A 23,976-nucleotide genomic window follows, 5' to 3' on the forward strand; every position below is an offset into this window, starting at 1 on the left:
TCGGTTGGTTCGTTGGGTCAGGAGCGACCAACAACATCCCAAAGGGGGCGCGCGCGATGACCTGGCCCGGGGCTGCCCTCGACCCCGGCGGGCCGACCGGTGGAACCGAGGCGCGGACGGATCGGCCAACCAGGGACGGGGCGTCGGCTGCCCACCGGGATCTCGTCGGTCGGGTGCTCCGCTGCTACCCGGTGACCGTCGTCGTGCTCGCCCCGTACGCGCTGCTCATCCTGCCGACAGCGGTCTTCTACCGGAATCCGGAGACCGGCTTCATCGTCTCCCTGGTCGGGCTCGCGGTGCTGGGCAGCGCCGCCGTGGAAACGGTCGGGCGGCTGCTCGGGCGGCCCGACCCGCGCTGGCGGGAGGGCTTCCGGCGCGCCCACGCCCGGTACCCGCGGCTCTACCCGGTGGCAATCGTGGTCACGCTGACCAGCATCACCGCCAACGTGCTCGGGGCCCACCTCGGGCGCGGCACCATCGTCAACCAGGTCGCCGGTGACCTGACCGACGGGCCACTTGCAATGGTGAGCACGCTCTTCTCGGGGTGGACAGCCCTGGGCTTCGCGTTGCTGGTGGCCAGCCACCTGAGCGGTCGGCTGTCGCGGGTGAAACTGTACGGCTGGCTGGCCGTCCTCGTCGGCGCGGAGCTCTACGTCGCCCTGCTGACGGCAGTCACCGCTCCGCTGGTCGCGCTGGCGTTCTTCATGGCTGCCACCGGAGCGCTCTGCGGCGTCTTCCGACTGCGTTACCTGGTGGTCTGTGCGGTGGTGCTCTTCCTCGCCTGGCCGGCCGTGTTCGAACACCGCAACAACATTCGGGAGGATCGCGGCGTCGCGGTGGACACCACTGTCACCGCCACGGACCGACTGCGGTTGGACAGTCAGCTCAGTGTGGTGGCGGGCTTCGACGTCCCGGTCGACCTGGGTCAGCCCGGGGTCACCGACTACCTGCGGTACGGGCTGGTGCCCCGGGTGCTGGACCCGGACCGGCCGGTGCTCTCCACCGGGCAGCGGATCAACCTGTACATCGGCGGTGGGTCGACGTCGGCCTACACCTTCCTGCTGCTGGGCAACATCTGGTTCTTCGACGGCCCGGTCGGCGTGGTCGCCGTGCACGCCTTCTGGGCCGCGGTGGCGGCAATGCTGCTGCGCTGGCGGGGGCCGCCCGGCCCGGTCCGGCTGAGCCTCTTCTGCCTGGTGCTCTTCGACCCGCTGCTCTGGTCCAACACCTACCCGGACTCCACCATCAGTTTTCTGCAGCACGTGGTGGCGGCGCTGCCGGTCTTCGTCCTCCTGGGGCTCACCCGCCGCCCCCTGCACGGGGCCCGCAAGAACGCGGGCACCGGCCGACTGCCCACCGCCCGCGGCGCGATCCGGTGACCGTACGGGTGGGCCGGCACGCGGTCGGCCGGCACGCCGTCGGCCGGGCCGACGCTCCGGACGGTCCACGCACCGGTCGCCGGGCGCTGCTCGCGCTGGTCGTCGGCGGGCTCTCCAGCGGCGGCAACCTGCTGCTGGCGATCACCGTGACCCGACTGGAGTCGGTCGGCGGGCTGGGTCAGTTCGCCCTGGCCTTCTCGTTCTACATCGTCGGCTCCGGGTTGGTGCGGAGCACAGTGACCGACACCGTGCTGGCCACCGGGATCGGGGTCGCGCCGGCCGCCCGGCGGGCGATCCTGCTCGGCCTCGTCGGTGGCTCCCTGGTCGGCGCGGCCGGCGTGGCGTACGGCTCGACCTACCTGCTGTTCGCGGGCCTCGCCCTGCCCGGGTTGGTCCTCTACGACTACACCAAGGCGGTCGCCGTCGGCATCGGCGCTCCCTCGGCGGCGATGGCCCAGGAGATCGCCTGGGCGGTGCTCACCGGGTGTGCCGCGCTGGCCGGCCTGCTCCGGGTGATCGACGCGCCGTACGTCTTCGCCCTGTGGGCCGTCGGCGGCGCTCTGATCGGCGTGGTCGTGGCGGCCCGGCGCCGGTACGCGCTGGTGCCCGGCTGGCGGGTCGGCCGCGCCGAGAGCCGCGTCGCGGCGGGGTTCGGTGCGCAGTTCCTGCTGACCACCGGGTCGGCGCAGCTGGCGCTGACCGCTGTGGCGTTGGTCGCCGGCACGGCGGTGGTCGGCGCGTTGAGCGCCGGGCGCACGCTGCTGGGGCCGGTCAACCTGGTGCTGTCGACCGCGGCCACGCTGATCCTGCCGCAGTTGGCCCGCACCCGGGCCGAGTCCCGCGCGGTGCGGACTCGGGCGGCTGTCCGGCTCGCGCTGCTCGTGGCCGCCGCCGTTCTGCCGTTGACCATCGTGGTCGCCCTGCTGCCGGACGCGGTCGGGAAGGAACTGCTCGGCGCCAACTGGACCGTCGCCCGGAGCCTGCTGGTACTGCTCGCGCTGGAGAGCCTGCTCGCCGTGCCGGCCACGATCGGCTTCGCCGGGCTGCGGATCGAGCGGGCGAGCCGGCGGGCGATAGTGCTCGGCATCCTGCTCGGCGGGCTCCGTGTGCCGGCGGTCGTCGCCGGGGCGGTCCTGTTCGGCGCGCCCGGGGCGGCCGGCGCGCTTGTCGTGCTGGCCCTGCTCAGCGCGGTGGCCTGGGGCGGCAGCTATCTCCTGCTGCTGTCCGACCGGGCGGTGGAGCGCCCACCGGTCGTCCAACCGGTCTGACCGCCGGACCCGCGCCGACGGGGTCGGCGCGGGTCGGGTGACGGGTCGGGTGGCGGGTCAGGCGATGGTGGCCAGGGCGGCGCGGACGCGCTCCACCACGGCCTTGACCGCCGGTTCGGCCAGATCGGCGTACGTGGGCAGGTTGATGCCGCGCCGACTCAGGTCCTCGGTCACCGGACAGTCCGCGCCCGGATCACGATGCGCGGGTAGGTCCGGGATCGGCACGAAGAACGGGCGGGTCTCCACGCCGAGCCGGGCGAGCGCCCGGGCCAGCGCGTCCCGGGACGTCGCGTCCCCCTCGGCCCCCACGAGGAAGGCCGCCATCCAGGGCGCCCGGCGAACTCCGGCGGCCACCGGCTGCGCCGACAGCGCCGGCTCGTCGGCCAACTGCTCCTCGTAGCCGGCGATCACCCGGTCCCGGAGGGCGATGATCTCGTCGGCCCGCTCCAGTTGGGCGCAGAGCACCGCGGCGCACAGGTTCGTCATCCGGTAGTTGTAGCCCAGCACCGGGAAGTAGTACCGCCGGTGCGGATCCATGCCCTGGTTACGCAGCAGGCGCATCCGGTCGGCCAGGGCCGCGTCGGAGGTGGTCACGCAGCCGCCCTCGCCGGAGGTGAGCACCTTGTTGCCGAAGAACGAGAACGTTGTGACGTCGGCGAGCGATCCGGTGGGCCGCCCGTCGAGGGTGGCGCCGAACGACTCGGCCGCGTCGGCGACCAGGAGCAGACCGTGCCGGTCGCAGAGCTGGCGCAGCGCGGTGTAGTCGGCCGGGTGCCCGTACAGGTCGACGGCGATGACCGCCCGGGTATGCGGGCCGATCGCGGCGCGTACCCCGGCGGGGTCGACACACCAGCTCTCCGGTAGGACGTCCACACAGATGGCGCGCGCGCCGCAGTACGCGACGGCGTTGGCCGTCGCCACGTAGGTCAGCGCGGGCACGATCACCTCGTCCCCCGGCCCGATGCCGGCCGCCGCGAGGACCAGGTGCAGCGCGACAGTGCCGTTGCTGGTCGTCACGGCGGTGTCGGCGGCACAGCGACGGGCGAAACGCTCCTCGAAGTCACGCAGGTACGGGCCCTGTGAGGAGATCCACCCGCTCCGCAGCGCGTCGAGGACGTACCGCTCCTCCAACGTGGAGAGGCTCGGTCGGGCCACCGGATAGGTGTCCTCCGCGATGCTCATGTTCCAACCTCTCCGCTGTCGACGGCGTCGTTCGCGGCCTCGGCGACGAACGGGGACCGTGGCACCGGACCCGATCCGCCCCGCGCGGCCCAGCTCAGGACGTCCAGGTAGTCGCGCCCGGTGGCCGCCCAGGTACGCCCGGCCAGCCGGTCGTTCGCCCGGCGGGAGGCGGCGGCGTAGCGTTCCCGCTCGTCGAGCAGGTGCCGCACCGCGGCGGCCAGGGACAGTGGATCCCGCGCCCGGAAGACCGCCGCCTCGGCGCGATTGAACTCCAGCTGGTCGAGCAGCGGCTCGACGTCGGCGCAGGCGACCGGGAGACCCCAGGTGAACGCCTCCAGCAGCGCGCCGCTGGCCGCCTCCCAGAGCGAGGGTACGACCACCGCGTCCGCTCGGGCGTAGATGGCGTTCAGCTCGTCCAGGCTGACGTAGCCGGGGAAGGACACCCGGCCGCGCAGGTCGGGTTGCGCGGCGCGGGCGAGCAACCGGCTCGCCTCGGGCTCGACCAGCGGCCCCGGACAGATCAGGCGGCACTCCGGCAGCAGCGCCATCGCCTCCAGCAGGGTCGCGTGGTTCTTGTGCTCCGCGGTGGACGACGGATAGACCAGCAGCCCCGGTTCGGGCCGCGTGTGCGCCTGCTCCGGTGCGGGTTGGAACGCCGGGGTGGGGATGAGCACGGTCCGCTCCGCGGCCTCCGGGAAGAGGCGCAGGGTCTCCCGGTACGGATGGGGCCAGGTCACCACGATCGCCGCCGCGTGGGCCACATTCTCCCGGATCACCGCCGCGAAGCCGGGGGCGTGGAACTCGGCCCCCAGGTGGCGCAGATCGTGCAGGACGACGACCGATCTGGTCGACCCGATCGGCGCACAGTGGAACGGGAACAGGGTGACGTCGACGTCGGTGTGCCGCATGACGGACCGTTGCCGGATGGCGTTGACGGCCGTGCGGACCGTACGGGAGTTGCGCACGGCCCGCGGCGTCCACCGGCGCAGCAGTTGGCCGGTGGGGTTGTCGGAACGGAGCGGCTGCGCCACCTCGGTCCAGCCGATCCGCGCGTCGGGCACCTGGTCCCGCCACTCGGCCAGCGTGCCCCGCAGGATGTTCACCCGCAGGTCGCAGGAGTCGTCGGCGGCCATACCGGTCAGCAGGCCGTAGGTGAAGGCTTCGAGCCCCGCGGCGTGACCGGGGCGGATGGGTGCGGCGTCGACCGCGACCCTCACCGGTCCACCCGGATCAGTCGGCCCATCCGCTCGTCCTCGAGGAGCTGCCGGTCGGCGTCGACCATGACCCGGACCAGGTCGCTGAAGAGCGTCTTCGGGGCCCAGCCCAGCTTGCGTCGGGCCTTCGAGTAGTCGCCGATGAGGGCGTCGACCTCCGCCGGGCGGAAGTAGGCGGGGTCCAGCTCTACGTACCGCTGCCAGTCCAACCCGACCCGGTCGAACGCGGCCTCGACGAACTCGCGCACTGTGTGGCCCTCGCCGGTGGCGACCACGTAGTCGTCCGGGGTGTCCTGCTGGAGGGCGAGCCACATCGCCTCGACGTACTCCGGTGCGTAGCCCCAGTCCCGAACGGCGTCCAGGTTGCCCAGGTAGAGCTTGTCCTGGATGCCGGCCTCGATCCGCGCCACCGCACGAGTGATCTTGCGGGTCACGAAGTTCTCGCCCCGGCGTGGGCTCTCGTGGTTGAACAGGATGCCGTTGGCGCAGAACATGTTCCAGGACTCGCGGTAGTTCACCGCCGACCAGTAGGCGTACGCCTTCGCGCACGCGTACGGGCTGCGCGGGTGGAACGGGGTTTCCTCGCGTTGCGGCGGCGGGCTCGAGCCGAACATCTCCGACGAGGACGCCTGATAGAACCGGCAACCGACGTCGGCGGAGCGGGCCGCCTCCATCATGCGCAGCGCCCCGAGTCCGGTGACGTCCGCCGTGTACCCGGGGATGTCGAAGGAGACCCGGACGTGGCTCTGCGCGCCCAGGTTGTAGATCTCGTGGGGGCGGATGTCGCGGATCAGCGCGGTCAGCGAGGCGGGATCGGAGAGGTCGCTGTAGTGGAGGAAGAGTCGGGCGTCACCGCTGCGCGGATGGACGTCCACGTGGTCGATCCGCTCGGTGTTGAAAGAGGACGACCGCCGTTTGATGCCGTGCACCGTGTATCCCTTGTCGAGCAGGAACTCCGACAGGTAACTGCCGTCCTGACCGGTGATGCCGGATATGAGTGCCGTTCGTGACATGAAGTCCCTCTCCTGCTGGGCCGGTTTTCCCCGCCGGATCCTTATATCGCTCTCGGAGTCGGCACTCCTGCGGTTTCATGTAACTGGCGGAATTTATTCTTCGCGGCCCCTGCGCAGCCCAGTCGCGGCAGCTCAGTTCGGAGGAGGGCTCAGTCACGGATCGAGCATCCGATCGTTAGGCGAATCGATCCTGTGGCACGAGCGAGGAGCGAGGATGGCCGGCGATCCCACCCCCGCGGCGGACACCCGAGAAAGGCCGGCGACTGTCGACGAGAGCAAATTCCACGTCCTGGTGACCGCCGGCTATTTCGCTCCCGGTTGGCGGGCTGGAGGGCCGGTCCGGTCCATTTCCGAGGTGCTCGCCCTGGCCAGTGACGACATTGAGACGTCAATGCTGACCCGTGACCGCGACCTCGGTTGCCGCGACCCCTATCCGGGGCTCTCCGGTCGCTGGGCCCGGGTCGGCCGGACGAACGTCTTCTATCTCGGCGTACGTCGGCTGGGGCACTGGCGGTCGCTCTGGCGCTCGCTACGCGTCGGCCGGTACGACCTGCTGTACGTCAACAGCGTCTGGTCGACCTTCTCCATCCTGCCGATGGCCGCGGCCCGGCTCGGTCTGCTGCGGGTGGGCCGCATCCTGGTCGCCCCCCGGGGTGAGTTCGGCGCGGCCGCGCTCCAGGTGCACCGACTCCGTAAGCGGGTCTTCCTGACCGCCTGGCGGCGGATGCTGCTCGACCCTCGGGTGCTGTGGCACGCCACCACGCCGGTCGAGGCCAACGACATCCAGCGGGTGCTGCCCCGGGCGCGGATCGGTGTCGTCGCGGTCAGCCGGGGCCCCGAGCCGGACGAGTCGCCGGTCGCGACACCCGCGACCCACCACGCGCGGCTGGTCTTCATCGGGCGGATCTCGCCCATGAAGAACCTCGACCTGGTGCTGGCCTCGCTCGCCTTCGTGCCGGTGCCGGTGCCGGTGCGGCTGGACATCTACGGCCCGGTGGAGGACCAGGCGTACTGGCGACGCTGCCGGGAGCACCTGGCCGAGCTGCCCGAGTCGGTCACCGTCAGTTATCGGGGTGAGCTGCCACCCGAGCAGGTCCGCGCGACCTTCTTCCGCTACGACGCGTTCGTCATGCCGACCCGGGGGGAGAACTACGGCAACGCCATCGCAGAGAGCCTCTCCGCGTGCTGCCCGGTGCTCTGCTCCGACCGGACACCCTGGACGGCGGTGCTGCGCGACGGCGGCGGGCTGGTCCTCACCGAGCTGACCGCGGCGGCGTTGGGTGCCCTCGTCACCCAGGTGGCGACCGCCACCCCCGAGCAGCGGCACGCGGCCCGGGTCGAGGCGGGAGAGGCCTACCGCCGCTGGCGGGCGAGCCGGGCGCCGATCAGCGTCCTCGACCAGGCGTGGCGGGTGATCCGCGACCCTGCGTACCGGGTGCCGCCGCAGGGGCGGACCCCGTGAGCCGTACCCGGCCCTGCCTTCCACGACCCGCACATCTGCCACCAGGAGGCGTCAAGTGACCCGCGTGATGACCGTCGTCGGAACCAGGCCGGAGATCATCCGACTGGCCCGGGTGATCGACGCGCTCGATCGGACCGTGGACCACACGTTGGTGCACACGGGGCAGAACTGGGACCCGTCCCTCTCCGACGTCTTCTTCAGCGAGCTGGGGGTCCGAGCGCCGGACCTCTTCCTGCGCGCCGACACCCAATCGCTCGGCAACCTCCTCGGCGCCGTCCTGGTCGGCACCGAGAAGGCGATCGCCGAGCTGCGCCCGGACGCGTTGCTGGTGCTCGGTGACACCAACAGCGCGATCTCGGCGCTGATGGCCCGGCGGATGAACGTGCCGGTGTACCACATGGAGGCCGGCAACCGCTGCTTCGACCTGAACGTGCCGGAGGAGACCAACCGGTGCATGGTCGACCACATCGCCGACTTCAACCTGGTCTACTCGGAACACGCTCGACGCAACCTGCTCGCCGAGGGGCTGCATCCGCGCCGCATCCTGCACACCGGCTCACCCATGCGCGAGGTGCTCGACCACTACCGACGGCAGATCGAGCGGTCCACCGTGCTGGCCCAACTCGAACTCGAACCGGGCGGCTACTTCGTCGTCAGCGCCCACCGGCAGGAGAACGTCGACCACCCGGACCGGCTCCGTCGGCTGCTGGAGTGCCTGCGGGTGGTCCGCGACGAGTGGCGGCTGCCGCTGCTGGTCTCCACGCATCCGCGTACCCGCAAACGGCTTGAGGCGCTGGCGGGCGACGGCCTGCACCTCGACGGCGTGGCCTTCCACGAGCCGTTCGGCTTCTTCGACTACGTGACCCTGCAACGGCATGCCCGATGCACCCTCTCCGACAGCGGCACGGTCAGCGAGGAGGCCGCGATTCTCGGGTTCCCGGCGGTGACCCTGCGCGAGTCCATCGAGCGTCCGGAGGCAATGGACAGCGGGGCGATCGTGATGACCGGCCTGGAGCCCGACGGGGTCGTCGAGGCCATCCGGGTGGTGGTGGCGCAGGTGGCCGAGGGTTCGGTCGCCTGTCCGCTCGACTACCAGGTCCCCGACACGTCACGCCGGGTGGTCGACTTCATCCTGTCGACGGTGCGCCGCCATCACGACTGGGCGGGCATCCGCCGCTGAGCCGGCCGCCGGCCGGGCCGGCACACCCGTCACCACGACACCCGGGGGGACATCGCGCGTCACGCAGGCGCCGGCGCCCACTGTGGCGTCCCGGCCGACGGTCAGCTTCGGCAGGATCGCGGCGGTGGTGCCCACCAGGACGCCGTCCCCCAGCCGGCAGTACCCGGAGACCGCGGCGAGCGGATTGACCGAGACGTAGTCGCCGAGCACACTGTCGTGCCCAACCGTGCAGTTCTGGTTGAGGTGCACATGCCGCCCCAGCAGCACGTTCGTGGTCACCCGGGCGCCACCGGCGACGAACAACCCCTGCTGGTGGACGCAGTCGGGGCCGATCTCGGCGGCCGGATGCACCACTGTGGCCGCCGGCAGGCCGTACCGGGCGATGGTCTGGTCGGTCTCGCGACGCAACCTCGGATGCCCGACACCGAGCACCACGTGGGTGCTGGCGGGTTGGGCGGCCAGCCACCGGGTCGGGCCGAGGAAGGCGACGCCGAGGCGGTGTACCGCCTCGACATTGGACTCGGTGGGGTAGTCGTCGACGAAGCCCAGCATCCGCCACGGCGGCGCATTCTTCGCAATGGTGTTCAACAGCCGAATTACCCCATATGCCTCACGGCCCATCCCGCCCGCGCCTACGATCACTACGTCGGTCGTCAACCGCGGCTCCCTCGGCTACGGAGAACGCTGGCCGCTCTCCGTCATCTGAACCGGTTACCGGCGCCGATGGTGACGGGCGAGTGCCGGCGCTCCCGTCAATCCTCGCGTGTGCCAGGCACTGGCGTGCCCGCGCCGACGCCGGGACAGCAGTCTGGAAGGTGAGTCGAAGGTGAATGAGTTGGCAGGAACGCGTCTCCCCGACCGTGCCGAGACACCACAGAGGATGGCGCGATCCACGACCGCGCCCGGGTACCGGGTGCTCGCCACCGCTCGCGTGTTCGAGCCAGGCTTTCGCGGCGGCGGGCCGATCCGCTCCCTGCGGTTCATCCTCGACACCCTGCCGGACGACCTCGACGTCACACTGGTCACCGGGGACCGGGACCTCTGCTCGTCCGCACCCTACCCGGGCCTGTCCGGTCGACTGGTGCGGCGCGACGACCGCTGCGCCGTCTTCTACCTCGGCCCGTTCGCGCTGCGGCATTGGGTCCGACTCGCGCGGCACGTCCGGTCCCGCCCGGTCGATCTGATCTACGTCAACAGCCTCTGGTCGCTCTTCTCGGTGCTGCCGATCCTGGCGGTGGCGCTGCGACTGGTACGCGTCCGCGCCATCATGCTGGCCCCGCGCGGCGAGCTCTCGCCCGGCGCGCTCGCCATCAAGTCGCGCAAGAAGCGGCTCTTCCTGGCGGTCTGGGCCCCGCTGCTGCATCGGCTCGACGTGCGCTGGCAGGCGTGCAGCTGGCTGGAGGAGAAGCAGATCCGCGCCGCCATGCCCTGGGCGCAGATCATGGTGAATGGCAACGAGTGCCCCATCCCGGAGCTGCCGGCGCCCCGGGCCGTAGCCCACGACGGGCCGCTGCGGTTGGTGTTCGTCGGCCGGATCTCCCCGATGAAGAACCTCACCAGGGCGTTGGAGGCGGTCGCCGGCGCCACGCACCCGCTGGAGTTCGACATCTACGGTCCGCGGGAGGACGAGCAGTACTGGGCGGGCTGCCGGCGCCTCATCGACGCGATGCCCGACCACGTACGGGTCCGCTACCTCGGGGAACTCGAGGCGGACGAGGTGATGGCGACCTTCAGCCGATACGACGCCTTCCTCTTCCCCACGCTGGGCGAGAACTACGGGCACGTCATCCTGGAGAGCCTGGCGTCCGGCTGCCCGGTGGTCTGCTCCGACGCGACGCCGTTCAGCGAGTTGATCGCCGACGGCGGGGGAGCGGTGGTCCGGCCGGCAACCGCGGCCGCGCTGAGCGAGACCCTCGACCGGCTGGCCGACCGCTCGGCCGGGGAGCGCGCCGAGGCGAAGGAGACCGCGGGCCGGCGGTACCAGCTCTGGCGACAGCAGCTCCGGGAACTCAACGTGCTGGACCACGCCCGGCGATTCTGCGCCTGACCCGGCTCGCCGTCACTCGGGCTGGAGCTACCTCGTTGCAATGGTGGGGCCCGCGTGGGTGGGTCCGTCGTCCGCCACCCCGGTAGGCCCGATGAGCGAGGACAGCACGTGCCCAGTCGCGTTCGTACGATGGTCCGACGAGTCCGGGACCACCTGGCCGCCACCCGTGACCCCGAGGCGTTCGCGCGGTCCCTGGGGGTGAAGCTGACCGGACGGGTCAGGTTCTACGGCGTCAGCCGGGCGATGTTCGGCTCGGAGCCGTGGCTGATCACCATCGGGAACAACGTCTACATCACCTCCGAGGTGCAGTTCGTCACGCACGACGGCGGCACCCTGATCCTGCGCAAGGACCATCCCGACCTGGACTGGACCGCCCCGATCACGATCGGCGACGACGTCTACATCGGGATGCGGTCGATGATCCTGGCCGGCGTCACCATCGGGAACCGGTGCGTCATCGGGGCGGGCTCGATCGTCACGCGCGACATCCCGGACAACACGGTGGCGGCCGGTGTCCCGGCGCGACCGCTGCGGACCACCGACGAGTACCTCGAACGGTTGCAGGCCAAGTCGCTTGGCATCGGGCACCTTCCCGTCCCGGAGAAGCACGAGGCGATGAAGAGGATCTACGGGGTCACCACCGTCTGACCCCGCCCGCCGGCCGCGACCGACAGCTCAGGCCCGCCGGTACGCGACCCGTGGTGGCGGCAGTTGGTGGACGCCGGCGATGGTGATCGCCCCCAACGCGCCGGTCGTCCCGGTCACCTCGTAACCGAACCGGTCCCCGGTCATCGCCGCCGAACTGGTGCCGAGGTTGAGGGTGGTGGTGGCGGCGCCGGCGCTGCTGGCCCGCAACGTGGGCGGGGTGACACCGCTCGTCTGCCACACGTGCCCGTACCAGTGCCAGCCCGCCGGCAGCACCACGGGGACACTCAACACCGACTCCTTGACGCCGACGGATGTCACGGCGACGCTGCCGAAGTCGGCGATCGGGCCGAGGACGGCGGGACGTCCGGTCGCCGGATCGTGCGCGTACACGCCGTGCCGCATGGTCCCGGTTCCCGTCGCGGTGACCTCGACGCACACCCGGTCGACCGGGGTGGGCTCCGCCAGGTACATCGGGTGCAGCAGCAGCGACTGGTAGCTGCCGGTGTAGGTGACGGGCTCGGTCGGGCCGGCGAGGACGAGGAAGTAGCTACCGCGCGGGCCGGTCACCCCGGGGAGCGGCCCCACCGACGCCGGGTCGGGTTCCGCGCGCCACATCCCGTACCCGGTGGGGACCGGCATGCTGTACGAGATCCCGCCGACGGCGACCCGGTCCGGCACGGTGAGGTTCGTCGGGCCGGCCGGGACCAGCAGCCGGTGGAACAGCTGCGGAGCCGGCATCTGGGCTTGGGCGACCGCCTCGACCCGTTCGATCATCACGAAGTCGTCTGTGGAGTCCGACACGACGATCTCGGTGGCCGCCGAGGGCGGCGCCAGGTAGCGCCGGTAGGCGGTACCGGTCACGGATTCGCCGGCCTCCATGGTGCGACCCCACACCAACTGCGGATAGTTCTTCTTCAGGCTGGAGGTGATGAACCAGCCCTTGGCCGTGGTGTAGCGGGCCCGGATCTCGGGCACGCCGTCGGCGACCGGCAGCAACCCGACGGCGATGCCCCACTGCTGGACCTGGCCGCTGTTCACCACCCACTGGGTCATGCTGCTCGCCGGAATCAGCCGGTTCGTCAGGGTCGCCGGGGTGAAGTCGGTGAGAGCCGCGAGCGTGTCGATGTTCGCCCACACCGACCAGTTCAGGCCGCCGGCCGTGCCGACGTTCGGCATGAACTGCCGGCGGCTACCGCCGGCCACCGGGGTCAACGGACCGCACTGGGTCACTCCGGCGTTCAGGGTGAACCGCTCCAGCGCGGCCACCGTCTGTCCGATCAGCAGGCCGCCCTGCGACCAGCGGTAGACGTTCGAGATGCGGCACAGGGACGGGATCCGCGACATGATCGTCGCGATGGGTGTGCCGATGTTCGCCCTGGCTGTGTCGATCATCCCCCGGTAGGACGGGATCAGGTAGGACTCCCGGATCGTCAGCTCCTGCCCGGTGGACCGGCCGTCCGGCACCGGTCGTCCGTCCAGCTCGACAGCCACCGTGTGGGAGTGGGTGGCCGGGCGGATCTGCACGTCGGGCGTCAGACCCGTGATCGGCACGGTGGCCGTGTGGGTCGCCCCCGACAGGTGGGTGAGCGGCGCGGCCGGCTTGACCCGGGCGCCCTGCGCGATGCCGTCGACGATCGTGTACGGGTTGCCGAAGAGCAGGCTGTTCGCGTTGGTGATGGCCAGCAGGGTGAAGGTGCGTGTTCCGTCGGTCCACTGCGAGCCCACGTCGACTGTCGTCTTGCCGTGGTTGGTGACGACGATCTGGTTGCCGACGTTGTAGCCGTGGTTGCCGCCGACGTACGACCAGCCGGTGTTGATCGGGCAGTTGTCGTCGGCGGTGTCATGGATCTTCGTCCCGACGGCGGACATCACCGGCCACACCTGGGCGTCGGTAGCGGTCGAGGGCACCAGGGTGACCTGGGGGAGACCGGCGTGCCACATGCCGACCATCGCCTCGGCGTACGCCAGGTTGGCGGGCATGACCAGGTCACGGGTGCTGTCGAAGCGCGACCGGACGGACATCAGGGCATTGGACCGGTAGACGATCAGCTCGGGCATGTCGGCACCTCCACCGCGAACACGCTGACGACGAACCTCACTGTGCGCCTTCGGAGCGGAGTTGCCCCTTTTCGGTCAGCACCCGGACAGAGTGAATTTTTCGCCGTCGCCGTCACGCCGGCGGTGTTCAGTCGATGAACAGGTGTTCTGGCGTAAACGGGGGTTTTTATGCGCATTTTAATCACCGGCGGAGCCGGTTTCATCGGGTCCAACCTGGCCCGCGCCGCGATGGTCGAGCCCACCATCCGTGGAGTCACCGTTCTCGACGATTTCTCGGTCGGGCTACGGACCAACCTCGACGGGCTGGACGTCGAGCTGATCGAGGGCTCAATCCTGGACCCGGCCGCCCTGGACGCCGCGATGGCAGGCTGCGAGGCGGTGGTCCACCTGGCCGCGCTGCCCAGTGTCCCCCGCTCGCTGAGCGACCCGTTGGCCTCCCACCACGCGAACGCGACCGGCACCCTGATGGTGGTGGAGGCGGCCCGGCGACACCGGGTCGGGCACGTCCTCGTCGCGTCGTCCTCGTCGGTGTACGGCATGAACCCGGCGCTGCCCAAGACCGAGCTGACCTGGACCCGCCCGATGAGCCCGTACGCGGCCAGCAAGCTCGCCACCGAGGCGTACGCCCTGGCCCACCAGGCGTCGTTCGGGCTGCCGACGTTGGCCTTCCGCTTCTTCAACGTGTTCGGCCCGGGGCAGCGCCACGACCACGCGTACGCGGCCGTGATCCCCCGTTTCGTGCACGCCGCGCTGCGCGAGGAACCCGCCGTGGTGCACGGCGACGGGACGCAGTCGCGCGACTTCACCTACGTCGGCACGGTCTGCGACGTCATCGTCGACGCGCTCCGCCGCCGGGTGCACCACCCGCACCCGGTCAACCTCGCCTTCGGCGCCCGGGCCAGCCTGTTGCGGGTCCTCGACGAGCTTGAGTGGTTGTGCGGCAGGCCGATCGCCCGCGAGTACGCGCCGCCGCGAACCGGCGACGTGGCGCACTCCCTGGCCGACAACGCCACGCTGCGGCAGCTGTTCCCGGACGTCGCACCGGTCGCCCGTTCGGAGGGCCTGCGCGCGACCGTCGAGTGGATGGCCGGTCGGTTGGACGCCGAGCGTGCCGTAGCCGCCGCACCTCGGTGACCCGGGCAGCGAGTCGGGCCGTACCGGAGCCGGTGGTCGCGGCGGCGGCGGTCGCGACTGCCGCGCCACCGGCTGGCACCACTGCCGCGCCCGGCGCGCCGACCTCGGCGGCGTCGAAGGATCGGGACCGCACGGTCACCGTGGGCATCGCCGCCGCGATGGTGGCGAAGGGTATCGGCCTGGCCGCCCCCCTGGTCATCACCCCGGCCTGCTTCCGGTTTCTCGGCGACCAGCGGTACGGCCTGTGGATGGCGGTCACCGCCCTCACCGGGATGGCGTGGTTCGCCGATCTGGGGCTGGGCAACGGGCTGCTCACCCGGCTCAGTCACCTGGCCGACGACCCCCGGCAACAGGCCCGGGAGGTCTCCAGCGCGTTCGCCACCCTCGGCGTGGTCGCGGTGGCGCTGCTGGTGGGTCTCGTGCTGGTGGTCCCCGCGGTGCCCTGGGCCGGGCTGTTCAACGTCAGTGACCCGGGTGTCGCCGCGGAGGCGTCCGCCCTGGTCCTGCTCTGCTTCGGCGCCTTCGTGGTCAACATTCCGCTCTCACTGATCCAGCGGATCCAGTACGCCCGCGGCCAGGTGGTACAGAGCAACATCTGGCAGTCGGCCGGGGCGCTGGCGGCCATGGTGGCCGTGCTCGGCACCATCGCCGCCGGGTGGGAACCACTGGCGGTGATCGCCTGCGCGGTGCTGGCCGTGCCGGTGACCAACCTGCTCAACTGCGTGACCTACTTCTGGTTCCAGGATCGCGGGCCGCGGCCCGGCCCGAAACTCGTGCACCGGGCCACCGCCGTCGGTCTGCTCCGGCTGGGTCTGCGGTTCTTCGCACTCACCACGATGTCGGCGATCGCGCTGAACGTGGACAGCCCGCTGGTCGCTAACGTCCTCGGGCCCACCACGGCGGCGCACTACGCGGTGGTGGGAAAGCTGTTCGGCGCCCTGTCGATCTTCGTGGGGCTGGTCGGCATGACGGTCTGGCCGGTCAACGGCGCGGCTCTGGCCCGGGGCGAGGTGGCCTGGGTGCGTCGCAACACGCAACGCATGGTGCTGCTCTACGGCGTGATCGTGGGGACGATCGGGGTCGTGCTGGTCGGCTACGGACACCGGCTGATCGACCTCTGGGTGGGCGGCATCGATCGCGCCGAAATCCCGGTCAGCGTCCTGATCGGGCTGGCGAGCTGGTCCCTTTTGATCGCGGTCACCTCCCCGCTGATCCTGGTGCAGAACAGCATCGGGCTGCTCCGGCCACAGTTCGTCGGCTGGGCCACGTTCCTGCTGCTGGCCACCGCTCTCAAGGTCTGGGCACTGCGGGAGTTCGGGCTCGCCGGTCTGCCGGTGGCGGCCTGCCTCGCCTACGTGCTCACCATGTGGCCGGCCGCGCTGGTGGGGTACCGCCGGGCGCTGCGCAGGGGAGAGCCGACGTGACCGGGGAGTGCCGGGTGCTGCGGGTCGTCGGTGAGCTGAACTTCGGCGGCACCGAGATGCGGACCGCCGAACTGCTGCCCCGGCTCTCCGCCGCCGGCGTCCAGGTGCACCTGGTGACGCTCAGCGACCGGATCGGTCCCGGCCCGCTGGCCGGCGTGGTCGGCCGGCACGGCGGCTCGGTCACCCCGATCCCGCTCGACCTCCGCTTCGTCGCCCGCTTCCTGGGCCTGCTGCGGCGGCTGCGACCGGACGTGGTGCACGTCGACTGCGCCAACTTCTCCGGGGTGCTGCTCGCGCTCGCCGCCCTGTGCGGTGTGCGTGGCCGCGTCGCCCACTTCCGGGGGGACGACAACCAGCACCGCAACCTGCGCCGACGCGTCTACCGCTGGATCTGTGGACGGTTGCTGCGGATCTCCGCCACCGACATCCTCGGCGTCTCGCCCAGCTCGCTCACCTTCGCCTACGATCCGCGCTGGCGCGACGACCCCCGCTGTCAGGTGGTCCTCAACGGACTCGACCTGGACCGGCTCCGCCTACCCAGCCCGGACGACCTACGCGAGTTGATCGGCGCGCGCCCGGCCGAGTTGGTCTGCGTCAGCGTCGGCCGGGCCTCGCCGGAGAAGCGGCGCTCGCTCCTGCCGCCGATCCTCGCCGAGCTGCGGGCCCGGGGAGTGGAGGCGCACGCCGTCCTCGTCGGGCCGGGCGACGACGCCGACGACGAGCGCGTCCGGGTGGCCGCGGCCGCCGCCGGTCTCGCCGACCGGGTGCACCTGCTGGGCCCGCGTGACGACGTGGGCGGGCTGTTGAGCCAGGCCGACGTGGTGATCCACCCGTCCTGCCTGGAAGGGCTGCCCGGGGGCGTGCTGGAGCCCGTCGCGTTGGGCGTCGGGACGGTGGCCGCCGACCTGCCGGGGGTGCGTTTCATCGACGAGCACCTGCCCGGCGTGACCATCGTCGACACCGATGCCGCGCCGCGGCGGTGGGCGAGCGCGGTGTGCGCGGCGGCGGCGTACACCGAGCAGACCTCGGCCTCGGCGGCGGCGGACCGGTTCGCGCGCAGCGTCTTCGCCATCGACACGGCGGCCGCCACCCACCTGACGATCTACCGACGGTGGGCGTCGGCCCGCCCGCACCGCCCGGTGCGACCCCGACCGCCAGCCTTCTCGACACGAGGAGAGAGATGAACGACCAGACGACCGTGATCGGCCGGCAACCACTTCTGGACGCGGGATCGACCGGGCGGGCCGGCCGGCCGCGTCCCCTGCTGGTGGGCGCGTACGCCTTCCCACATGGGGACGCCACATCGAACCGACTGTTGCAGCTCGCCCGGTCCGCCGCGCCCGACGGCACGCAGACGCTTGTCGTCAACGACTGGCCCTGCGAGGTGGCTGTCCCGGCCGGGCAGTCCGGCGTGGCCGGCATCGACCTGGTCACCCTGCGGATCCGGGGTCGGCACCACCTCACCCGCGCGTCGGCCCGGCTGGCCCGACCGCTGCGGGTGCTGCGGGCGGTCCGCCGGGCCGGCGTGGGGCGCGGCGAGGTGAGCGTCGTGCTGTTGCCGATGGCCCTGCTGACCCTCGGCAACTGGGCGACCCTGCGCCTCGTGCTGCGCTGCCCGGTGGTGGTGGACGCCAGCGAGCGCCACGACCGACACCAGTTCCGCCGCGGCTGGCTCACCCCGTACTTCGTCCGGCACCGCTGGTCGACGTTCCTGGCGACCCGGCTCGTCGACCGGGCCACGGCGGTCTCCACCACGTTGGCCGACTACCTGACGGGCCACGGCCTGGACGTGCTGGTGGTGCCGCCGCAGGTGGACTGCGATGAGTTCCGGGCGCCGCAACCACCAGCGATCAGCGACGGCCTGCGCCTGCTCTACGCCGGCACTCCCGGGCGCAAGGACATGCTCGACGTGATCCTGCGGGGGGTCAGCCGGCTCGCCCCGGAGCACCAGCGTCGGGTCAGCCTCACCATCGCCGGGGTCAGCGCCGCGGACGCCGCCGCCCACTCGGACCTGGACGTCGGGGTGCTGGACGCGGTCTCGGCCGACGTGCGGTTCCTCGGTCGCGTCCCGCGCGAGACCGTGCTGACCCTGCTGTCGGAGTCGCACTTCTCGATGCTGGTCCGCCCCTCCGGCGGTTACGCCGCCAGCGGATTTCCGTCCAAGGTGCCGGAGAGTCTCGCCGCCGGATGCCCGGTGCTGCTCAACCACACCAGTGACCTGGCCGCCTACGTGCACGACGGGGTCGAGGGGTTGGTGCTCGACGGCAACGGCCCGGACGATGTCCGGTCGGCGATCGAGCGGGCGCTGCGGCTGCGGGACGAGGAGTGGACGGCGATGAGCGCGGCGGCCCGGTCGCGGGCCCGCGAGTCGTTCGACTACCGGGCCTGGCGGGACCGGGTGAGCGCCTTCGTGACGGCGGGCCGGGACAACTGAGCCGACGCCCCTCGGCTCGACCGCCCTTGGGAAACAGCTAGCGCAGCACGGCGGTGGGTCGGCGCGGCGCCTCGTCGTCGAACACGCCGGCCCGCCGCTGGCGTGCCTCCGCGTGGGGCAGGCCGGCGCGGACGGCGGCGTCCCGGTCGACGGGGTTCCGCTTCTTCGGCAGGTGCAGCAGCGCGGCGGCGACCACGGTCCAGAACACGTACGGGTAGGTCTGGCCGGTGCCGAACATCGCCGACTCGGTGACCTGGATCAGCAGGCCGGTGACGACGAGCCAGACCAGACCCGCGTCGGCCCGGCGTACCGGCGCCCGCAGGACTACCCGCCCGGCGGCCAGCAGCAGCAGTAGCAGCGGCGGCACGGCGGCAAGCCCCAACTCCAGCAGCAACTGGAGGTAGCTGTTGTGCACCACGCTGACGCCGACGGCGCCGAAGAACTCGTCGGCGCTGGCGAGCTCGAACAGGTGGTTCCGCGACGCGTACCCGAAGCCCAGCGTGGGGCGGTTCTGCCACCACAGGTCGATCGTCGCCTGCCACATCTGGGTCCGCCCGTTGGACAGGTCGCCGCCGGTCGGGTCGGTGAAACGCAGCGCGAACTGGCGCATCCAGGGTGCGGCGAAGATGGTGGGCAGCAGGTTCAGCAGCTGTGCCATCAGCAGCAGGGCGGTCACCCCCGCGGCCAGCCGGACCATCCGGCCGAACCCGTAGCGCAGCACCAGCCAGAGCGCGCCGACGAGCACGGCGATCAGCGCGGTACGCGACTGGGACAGCAGGAGGCTGGCGGCGGCCGGCATCATGCCGAGCAGTGCGACGTGCCGCCGGGACTGCCGGTAGACCGCCCAGCCCAACGGGATCGTCAGGGCGCAGACGATGCCGAGCATGTTCGGGTTGTTGAAGAGGCCCTGGAACCGGGTGACGCTGGAGGTCGCCGCGACGAGCGTGCCGTCGGCGAAGCCGATGCCGAGACTGACCACGATGGACGCCGTGAGGACCAGGTAGACCACGTGCAGGTCAGCCATCATGACCGTCCGGTCTGGCCACCGCCGCCGGATGAGGACGTGCACCAGGGCGGCCAGCAGCAGCAGCGCGACACCCCGCTGGAGGGTCTCCATCGGAACCACCGACCAGGCGAAGCTCACCGTGGCGAGGCCGGCCATCGCCCAGAGCGCCGCGACGAACACGCGGGTCCAGACATCGGTGCGGGCCGGCGTTCGGCCCGGTAGGCAGAGCCCCCAGAGGACCAGGCCGGCGACCGCCGCGTACCGGGGATAGAAGCTGGCCTCGACCAGCGCCGGCATATTGGACGAGGCGCAAACCAGGAGGCCCATGGTCAGGGCCAGCATCCACCGCCAGCCGTCCACCCGCCGGGTGAAGGCGAGCAGCAGCACCAGCGCCACCAACCCGGTCGCGACCAACGGGACGGTGATGGCCGCGATGGTGGTGACCACCACGAGACACGCCGCGCCGACGAGCAGGCCCAGTTGGCCTATCCGGTTTCCCACGTGATGTCCTTCGAAGTCCGGCCGCTGGCGATGCCGGCGGTCGTCGGGTGGACAGCCCTCAGCGAGGCGCGTCCTGTAGGCCCGGTTGGGCCGGTTCGACAGCCCAGCGGGCCCTGGCGGCGTGCATCGCCCGGATCATGTCCGGCCAGTTCGGTGGCCGATAGCCGGTGGCCTGGGCGAGAGCGTCCGCGTTCATCGACCGGTCGCAGGTGAACTGGTCGTCCGGCACGATGTCGCCGGGCCACCCGTACACCTCGGCGATCAGGCGGAGCAGGTCGTACTTGGAGATCGGCTCGGCGGCCACGTGGTAGAGCCCGGTCAGCTCCGTGCGGGGCAGGATCACCGTCCGGAGCAGGCAGGCGAACTCGACTGTCGTCACGCCGCTGTAGACGGCCCGGGTGAAGCCGCGTACCTGCCCGCGCTGGGAGAGGAACCAGTCCACAAGCGAGCGGTTTGTGACCAGCTCGTGCCCGATGATCGACGTGCGGAGGGTGAGCGCGGAACCGCCACGCGCCTCACCCAGCAGCTTGGACCGCCCGTAGAGGTCGGGTGGGTCCGGCAGGTCGTCCTCGACGTAGCCGCCCCGCCGACCGGAGAAGACGCAGTCGGTGCTGACGTGGATCAGGCGGCTGCCGAGTTGCCCGCAGGCGTCGGCGAGCAGGTGCGGGAAGAGCGCGTTGAGCGTGACCGTCTGCACCGCGTCCTGCACGTCCGGGCGTTGCTTGATCACACCCACGCAGTTGACCACGACGTCCGGCCGCAGGTCCTCGATAAGCTGCCGGAGCTGGCCGAACCGGGTCGCGTCGACGGCCGGGGTGATCCGGTCGAGCAGGCGCCGGGGGTACCACCCCGCGCGGTCCTCGATGCTCCGGGCGACGCCGTGGACGTCGAGGTCCGGAGCATCGCTGAGCTCGCGGATGACCGCGTGGCCGAGCATGCCGGTGACGCCGACGACGAGGACCCGTCGCGTCGGGCGCGGCTCCTCCTCGCCGGGACCGCTGCGTCGGCGGGGGACCAGCTCCGGTCGCTGGCCACCGGTACCGGTGCTCATGCCGTTACGACCGCCGCCGCCGCGGCCTCCACCTGCGCCCGCACCTCGGGCAGCGTCAGCAGCAGCGCCTCGATCTCCGGTACGGACAGCCGCCGGGCGTTGTGCGAGTGGAAGTCGGCCAGGTTGCCGCTCTCGACGTCACCCTCCTCGAAGTAGAGGGAGTAGTTGAGGTCGCGACTGTCCACCGGCACCCGGAGGAACTCGCCGAGATCCTCGACGTGGGCGAGCTCCTCGCGGCTGGCCAGGGTCTCGTACAGCTTCTCCCCGTGCCGGATGCCGAGCACGTTGAACTTCGCCGGGACCCGGAACAGGTTGCACAGCGCGGTGGCCAGATCGCCGATGGTGCAGGCGTCGGCCTTGCGGATGAAGACGTCACCCGGCTGGCCGTACCGGAAGGCGTGCTCCACCAGGTCGACCGACTGCGGCAGGGACATCAGGAACCGGGTCATCGACGGCTCGGTGACCGTCGGCAGCCCGCCCCGCAGGATCTGGTCGATGAACAGCGGGATCACCGATCCGCGCGAGTACATGACGTTGCCGTAGCGCACGCAGCAGACCCGGGTACGGGCGTGGGGATTGTTGCGGGAGTGCGCCTGCGCGACCTTCTCCATGAGGGCCTTGGTCATGCCCATCGCGTTGACCGGATAGACGGCCTTGTCGGTGCTCAGCAGCACCAGCGCCTCGACGCCGACCCGCTCGCAGGCGTCCACCACGTTCGCGCTGCCGAGCACATTGGTGCGCACGGCCTCCATCGGGAAGAACTCGCACGAGGGAACCTGCTTGAGAGCCGCGGCGTGAAAGACGAACTCCATTCCCCGCGCGGCCTTGAGTACGCTGTCGTAGTCCCGGACGTCGCCGACGTAGTAGCGGACCCGGTCGTCACCGAGGCGGTGCCGCATCGCGTCCTGTTTCGACTCGTCACGGCTGAATACGCGCACCTCGGCGGCCCCGGCGTCGAGCAGTCGGGAGACCATCGTCTGGCCGAAGGATCCGGTGCCACCGGTGATCAGGAATCGCCGGTCCGAAAGCGAGGAAACCACATCTTCTCCTGCCTGTTTCCCGGGGTGCCGTCCTCGGGAAACGGATTCTCGTCGAACGCGACCCTACGCGTGCACAAGAGACGCCGTGACCTCTTCCGGCAAAAGGAGTTCGAGTCGCGTTCGCTGTTCTCAACCGCCCCGCCGACAAATATGTGAACCGCGCTCGGTGCTGTCGAAGTGGCTGTTCGGCTTCCATTGTCGACGCGCCTGAACCGCTTATCGTGAAAGTCGGAGTTGGCGCTTGGAAAAGCTGGTATGCGTACTCCATGCCAAAAGTTGCTCTCCACGCGGCGCACCCGCGCGCCGGTGCTTCCGACCTGACGACCGGTCGGGAAACACCTCCGGACGGCACTACGACACGGCGACCCTACGATCGCTGGAAGCGGCTGCTCGACGTCCTCGGCGCTCTTCTCGTCCTGCTGCTCGGCGCTCCCGTGCTGGCGCTGGTGGCCCTGGTCGTGCTGGTGGCGCACGGGCGGCCGGTGCTGTTCCGGCACACCCGCCCCGGGCTGCACGGCAAGCTGTTCGAGGTGGTCAAGTTCCGGACGATGCGCCACCCCGACCCGGACCGGGGGCTGGTGAGCGACGCGGACCGCCTGACCCGGGTGGGCCGCTGGCTGCGGGCCAGCAGCCTCGACGAGTTGCCGGAGTTCTGGAACGTGCTGCGGGGCGAGATGAGCGTGGTCGGTCCCCGCCCGCACCTCGTCCGCTACCTCAGCCTCTACAACTCCGAACAGGCCCGTCGGCACGACGTGCGACCGGGCATCACCGGGCTGGCCCAGGTACGCGGCCGTAACGCGCTGGACTGGGGCGCGAAGTTCGCCTACGACGTCGAGTACGTCGACCGCCGGTCCTTCCTGCTGGACCTGCGGATCGTCCTGGCCACCGTCTGGGTGGTGCTCAGCCGCCAGGGAATCTCCGCGCCGGGGGCGGCCACCTGGCACGAGTTCACCGGCAACCCGCCCGCGCGGGCGACCGCCGACCACGACTCCGCCCACCGGCGATGAACCGGGTCCTGCTGTTGGGCGCCGGTGGATTCCTCGGCCGGCACATCCGGACGGCGCTGGCCGCCCACACCACCGTCCGGTCGATCACCCGGGCGGAGTGTGACCTGGTCCGGATCGAGCTGCGCGACCTGACCGCGCTGGTCGCCCGGGAGCGACCGGACACGGTGGTGACGGCGGCCGGACGGATCGTCGGCTCCGGGTACGACTTCGTGCAGGCGCACGTCGTGGCCACCGCGAAACTGATCGAGGCGGTGGCCGCCGCCGCCCCCGGTGCCCGCCTGATCCGCATCGGCTCGGCCGCCGAGTACGGCACCGTGCCGCACGGCCTCGCCGTCACCGAGGAGTACCCGGGCACACCCGTCAGCGAGTACGGGCTCAGCCACCTGGCCGCCACCCGGTTGGCGGAGCTGGCGGGCGGGGCCGGCCGACTCGACACGATGGTGTTGCGGATCTTCAACCCGGTCGGCCCGGGAATGCCGCCGGGCAACGTGCTCACTCGGGTGACCGCGATGGTGAGGTCGGCGGTCGCCACCGGAACGGAGGAGATCGCCGTGGGCCTGCACGACACGTACCGGGACTTCGTCGACGTGCGGGACGTCGCCACGGCGGTCCTCGCCGCCGCGCACTGCCGGCCGGGGCCCGCGCGGGTCTTCAACGTGGGCAGCGGAAAGGCGGTGGCGACGCGCGACGTCGTCCAACTGCTGGCCGAGGTGTCCGGCTTCTCCGGTGACATCCGCGACGGCAGCTTCGCGCCGGATGCCAGCCGCTCGGCCGCCGTGCCCTGGATGTGCGCCGACATCGAACGCGCGAACCGGGTGCTCGGGTGGGCGCCCGCGTACGACCTCGGTGAGTCGCTGACCACGCTGTGGCAGGCAGACGGCGAGCAGTCCACCCGCCCCGTCGCCGGCTCAGCGGCACGGTGAGGCCC

At 71.3% G+C, this 23,976-nt stretch carries 20 protein-coding genes; 12 read left to right on the forward strand and 8 right to left on the reverse strand.

Annotation, left to right across the window (positions count from 1 at the left end; all coding sequences use genetic code 11):
* Positions 1-173 precede the first annotated feature (173 nt).
* Positions 174-1,379 (forward strand): hypothetical protein, encoded by a 1,206-nt coding sequence (locus tag ABZU46_RS12235; RefSeq protein WP_354856740.1) that lies wholly within the window; start codon positions 174-176, stop codon positions 1,377-1,379.
* Entirely contained in the window at positions 1,376-2,647 is a 1,272-nt protein-coding gene (locus ABZU46_RS12240) for a hypothetical protein (RefSeq protein WP_354856741.1), read from the forward strand. Before ABZU46_RS12235 ends, ABZU46_RS12240 begins: the two co-directional genes overlap by 4 nt.
* Positions 2,648-2,704: 57 nt before the next feature.
* On the opposite strand, the gene ABZU46_RS12245 is transcribed toward ABZU46_RS12240, so the two are convergent.
* Genes ABZU46_RS12245 through gmd form a run of 3 tightly spaced genes read right to left on the reverse strand, consistent with a single transcriptional unit; the run spans position 2,705 to position 6,056 of the window.
* Positions 2,705-3,829, reverse strand: coding sequence for a DegT/DnrJ/EryC1/StrS family aminotransferase (locus ABZU46_RS12245; protein WP_354856743.1), 1,125 nt, complete (start codon positions 3,827-3,829; stop codon positions 2,705-2,707).
* The gene (locus ABZU46_RS12250) at positions 3,826-5,046 is read right to left on the reverse strand and encodes a glycosyltransferase (RefSeq protein WP_354856746.1); all 1,221 of its coding nucleotides are present in this window, start codon (positions 5,044-5,046) and stop codon (positions 3,826-3,828) included. Before ABZU46_RS12250 ends, ABZU46_RS12245 begins: the two co-directional genes overlap by 4 nt.
* Positions 5,043-6,056: a GDP-mannose 4,6-dehydratase gene (gmd, locus tag ABZU46_RS12255; RefSeq protein ID WP_354856749.1), complete on the reverse strand. Its 1,014-nt coding sequence runs from the start codon at positions 6,054-6,056 to the stop codon at positions 5,043-5,045. The genes ABZU46_RS12250 and gmd overlap by 4 nt, the downstream gene beginning before the upstream one ends.
* A 214-nt stretch (positions 6,057-6,270) precedes the next feature.
* Between gmd and ABZU46_RS12260 the strand changes: the two genes are divergently transcribed.
* Both ABZU46_RS12260 and wecB read left to right on the forward strand, forming a co-directional pair.
* The gene (locus ABZU46_RS12260; RefSeq protein ID WP_354856750.1) at positions 6,271-7,518 is read left to right on the forward strand and encodes a glycosyltransferase; all 1,248 of its coding nucleotides are present in this window, start codon (positions 6,271-6,273) and stop codon (positions 7,516-7,518) included.
* A 55-nt stretch (positions 7,519-7,573) separates the two neighbouring features.
* Positions 7,574-8,698 carry a UDP-N-acetylglucosamine 2-epimerase (non-hydrolyzing) gene (gene wecB / locus ABZU46_RS12265; protein WP_354856752.1) on the forward strand — a complete coding sequence of 375 codons (1,125 nt, stop codon included), beginning with the start codon at positions 7,574-7,576 and terminating at the stop codon, positions 8,696-8,698.
* Here the strand turns inward: wecB and ABZU46_RS12270 are convergent.
* The gene (locus tag ABZU46_RS12270; RefSeq protein ID WP_354856803.1) at positions 8,627-9,340 is read right to left on the reverse strand and encodes an acetyltransferase; all 714 of its coding nucleotides are present in this window, start codon (positions 9,338-9,340) and stop codon (positions 8,627-8,629) included. The genes wecB and ABZU46_RS12270 overlap by 72 nt on opposite strands.
* A 238-nt stretch (positions 9,341-9,578) precedes the next feature.
* Between ABZU46_RS12270 and ABZU46_RS12275 the strand changes: the two genes are divergently transcribed.
* A complete protein-coding gene (locus ABZU46_RS12275; protein WP_354856754.1) occupies positions 9,579-10,745 on the forward strand; it encodes a glycosyltransferase in 1,167 nt (388 codons plus the stop codon).
* A gap of 129 nt (positions 10,746-10,874) precedes the next feature.
* Positions 10,875-11,393, forward strand: a complete 519-nt coding sequence (locus ABZU46_RS12280) for an acyltransferase (RefSeq protein ID WP_354856757.1) — start codon at positions 10,875-10,877, stop codon at positions 11,391-11,393.
* A gap of 27 nt (positions 11,394-11,420) precedes the next feature.
* Here the strand turns inward: ABZU46_RS12280 and ABZU46_RS12285 are convergent, their stop codons facing one another.
* Positions 11,421-13,451 (reverse strand): hypothetical protein, encoded by a 2,031-nt coding sequence (locus ABZU46_RS12285; protein ID WP_354856760.1) that lies wholly within the window; start codon positions 13,449-13,451, stop codon positions 11,421-11,423.
* A 168-nt stretch (positions 13,452-13,619) separates the two neighbouring features.
* On the opposite strand from ABZU46_RS12285, the gene ABZU46_RS12290 reads away from it, so the two are divergent.
* From ABZU46_RS12290 to ABZU46_RS12305, 4 genes are read left to right on the forward strand one after another with little or no spacing between them, the layout of a single operon-like run.
* Positions 13,620-14,585 (forward strand): NAD-dependent epimerase/dehydratase family protein, encoded by a 966-nt coding sequence (locus ABZU46_RS12290; RefSeq protein WP_354856763.1) that lies wholly within the window; start codon positions 13,620-13,622, stop codon positions 14,583-14,585.
* Entirely contained in the window at positions 14,582-16,009 is a 1,428-nt protein-coding gene (locus ABZU46_RS12295) for an oligosaccharide flippase family protein (RefSeq protein WP_354856765.1), read from the forward strand. Before ABZU46_RS12290 ends, ABZU46_RS12295 begins: the two co-directional genes overlap by 4 nt.
* Positions 16,006-17,193: a glycosyltransferase gene (locus ABZU46_RS12300; RefSeq protein ID WP_354856767.1), complete on the forward strand. Its 1,188-nt coding sequence runs from the start codon at positions 16,006-16,008 to the stop codon at positions 17,191-17,193. Before ABZU46_RS12295 ends, ABZU46_RS12300 begins: the two co-directional genes overlap by 4 nt.
* Positions 17,190-18,443 carry a glycosyltransferase gene (locus ABZU46_RS12305; RefSeq protein WP_354856769.1) on the forward strand — a complete coding sequence of 418 codons (1,254 nt, stop codon included), beginning with the start codon at positions 17,190-17,192 and terminating at the stop codon, positions 18,441-18,443. The genes ABZU46_RS12300 and ABZU46_RS12305 overlap by 4 nt, the downstream gene beginning before the upstream one ends.
* Positions 18,444-18,480: 37 nt before the next feature.
* Here ABZU46_RS12305 and ABZU46_RS12310 read toward each other — a convergent pair whose 3' ends face one another.
* Genes ABZU46_RS12310 through ABZU46_RS12320 form a run of 3 tightly spaced genes read right to left on the reverse strand, consistent with a single transcriptional unit; the run spans position 18,481 to position 22,041 of the window.
* On the reverse strand, positions 18,481-19,950 hold the full coding sequence (locus ABZU46_RS12310) for an O-antigen ligase family protein (RefSeq protein ID WP_354856771.1): 1,470 nt from the start codon (positions 19,948-19,950) through the stop codon (positions 18,481-18,483).
* A 58-nt stretch (positions 19,951-20,008) separates the two neighbouring features.
* The gene (locus ABZU46_RS12315) at positions 20,009-21,001 is read right to left on the reverse strand and encodes an SDR family oxidoreductase (protein ID WP_354856773.1); all 993 of its coding nucleotides are present in this window, start codon (positions 20,999-21,001) and stop codon (positions 20,009-20,011) included.
* Positions 20,998-22,041 carry a polysaccharide biosynthesis protein gene (locus ABZU46_RS12320; RefSeq protein ID WP_354856776.1) on the reverse strand — a complete coding sequence of 348 codons (1,044 nt, stop codon included), beginning with the start codon at positions 22,039-22,041 and terminating at the stop codon, positions 20,998-21,000. Before ABZU46_RS12320 ends, ABZU46_RS12315 begins: the two co-directional genes overlap by 4 nt.
* A 266-nt stretch (positions 22,042-22,307) precedes the next feature.
* Between ABZU46_RS12320 and ABZU46_RS12325 the strand changes: the two genes are divergently transcribed.
* Positions 22,308-23,048 carry a sugar transferase gene (locus tag ABZU46_RS12325; RefSeq protein WP_354856778.1) on the forward strand — a complete coding sequence of 247 codons (741 nt, stop codon included), beginning with the start codon at positions 22,308-22,310 and terminating at the stop codon, positions 23,046-23,048.
* Positions 23,045-23,971 carry an NAD(P)-dependent oxidoreductase gene (locus ABZU46_RS12330; protein WP_354856780.1) on the forward strand — a complete coding sequence of 309 codons (927 nt, stop codon included), beginning with the start codon at positions 23,045-23,047 and terminating at the stop codon, positions 23,969-23,971. Before ABZU46_RS12325 ends, ABZU46_RS12330 begins: the two co-directional genes overlap by 4 nt.
* The last annotated feature ends 5 nt before the right edge of the window (positions 23,972-23,976 follow it).

Source organism: Micromonospora sp. NPDC005197 (assembly GCF_040608295.1).
GTDB lineage: Bacteria > Actinomycetota > Actinomycetes > Mycobacteriales > Micromonosporaceae > Micromonospora.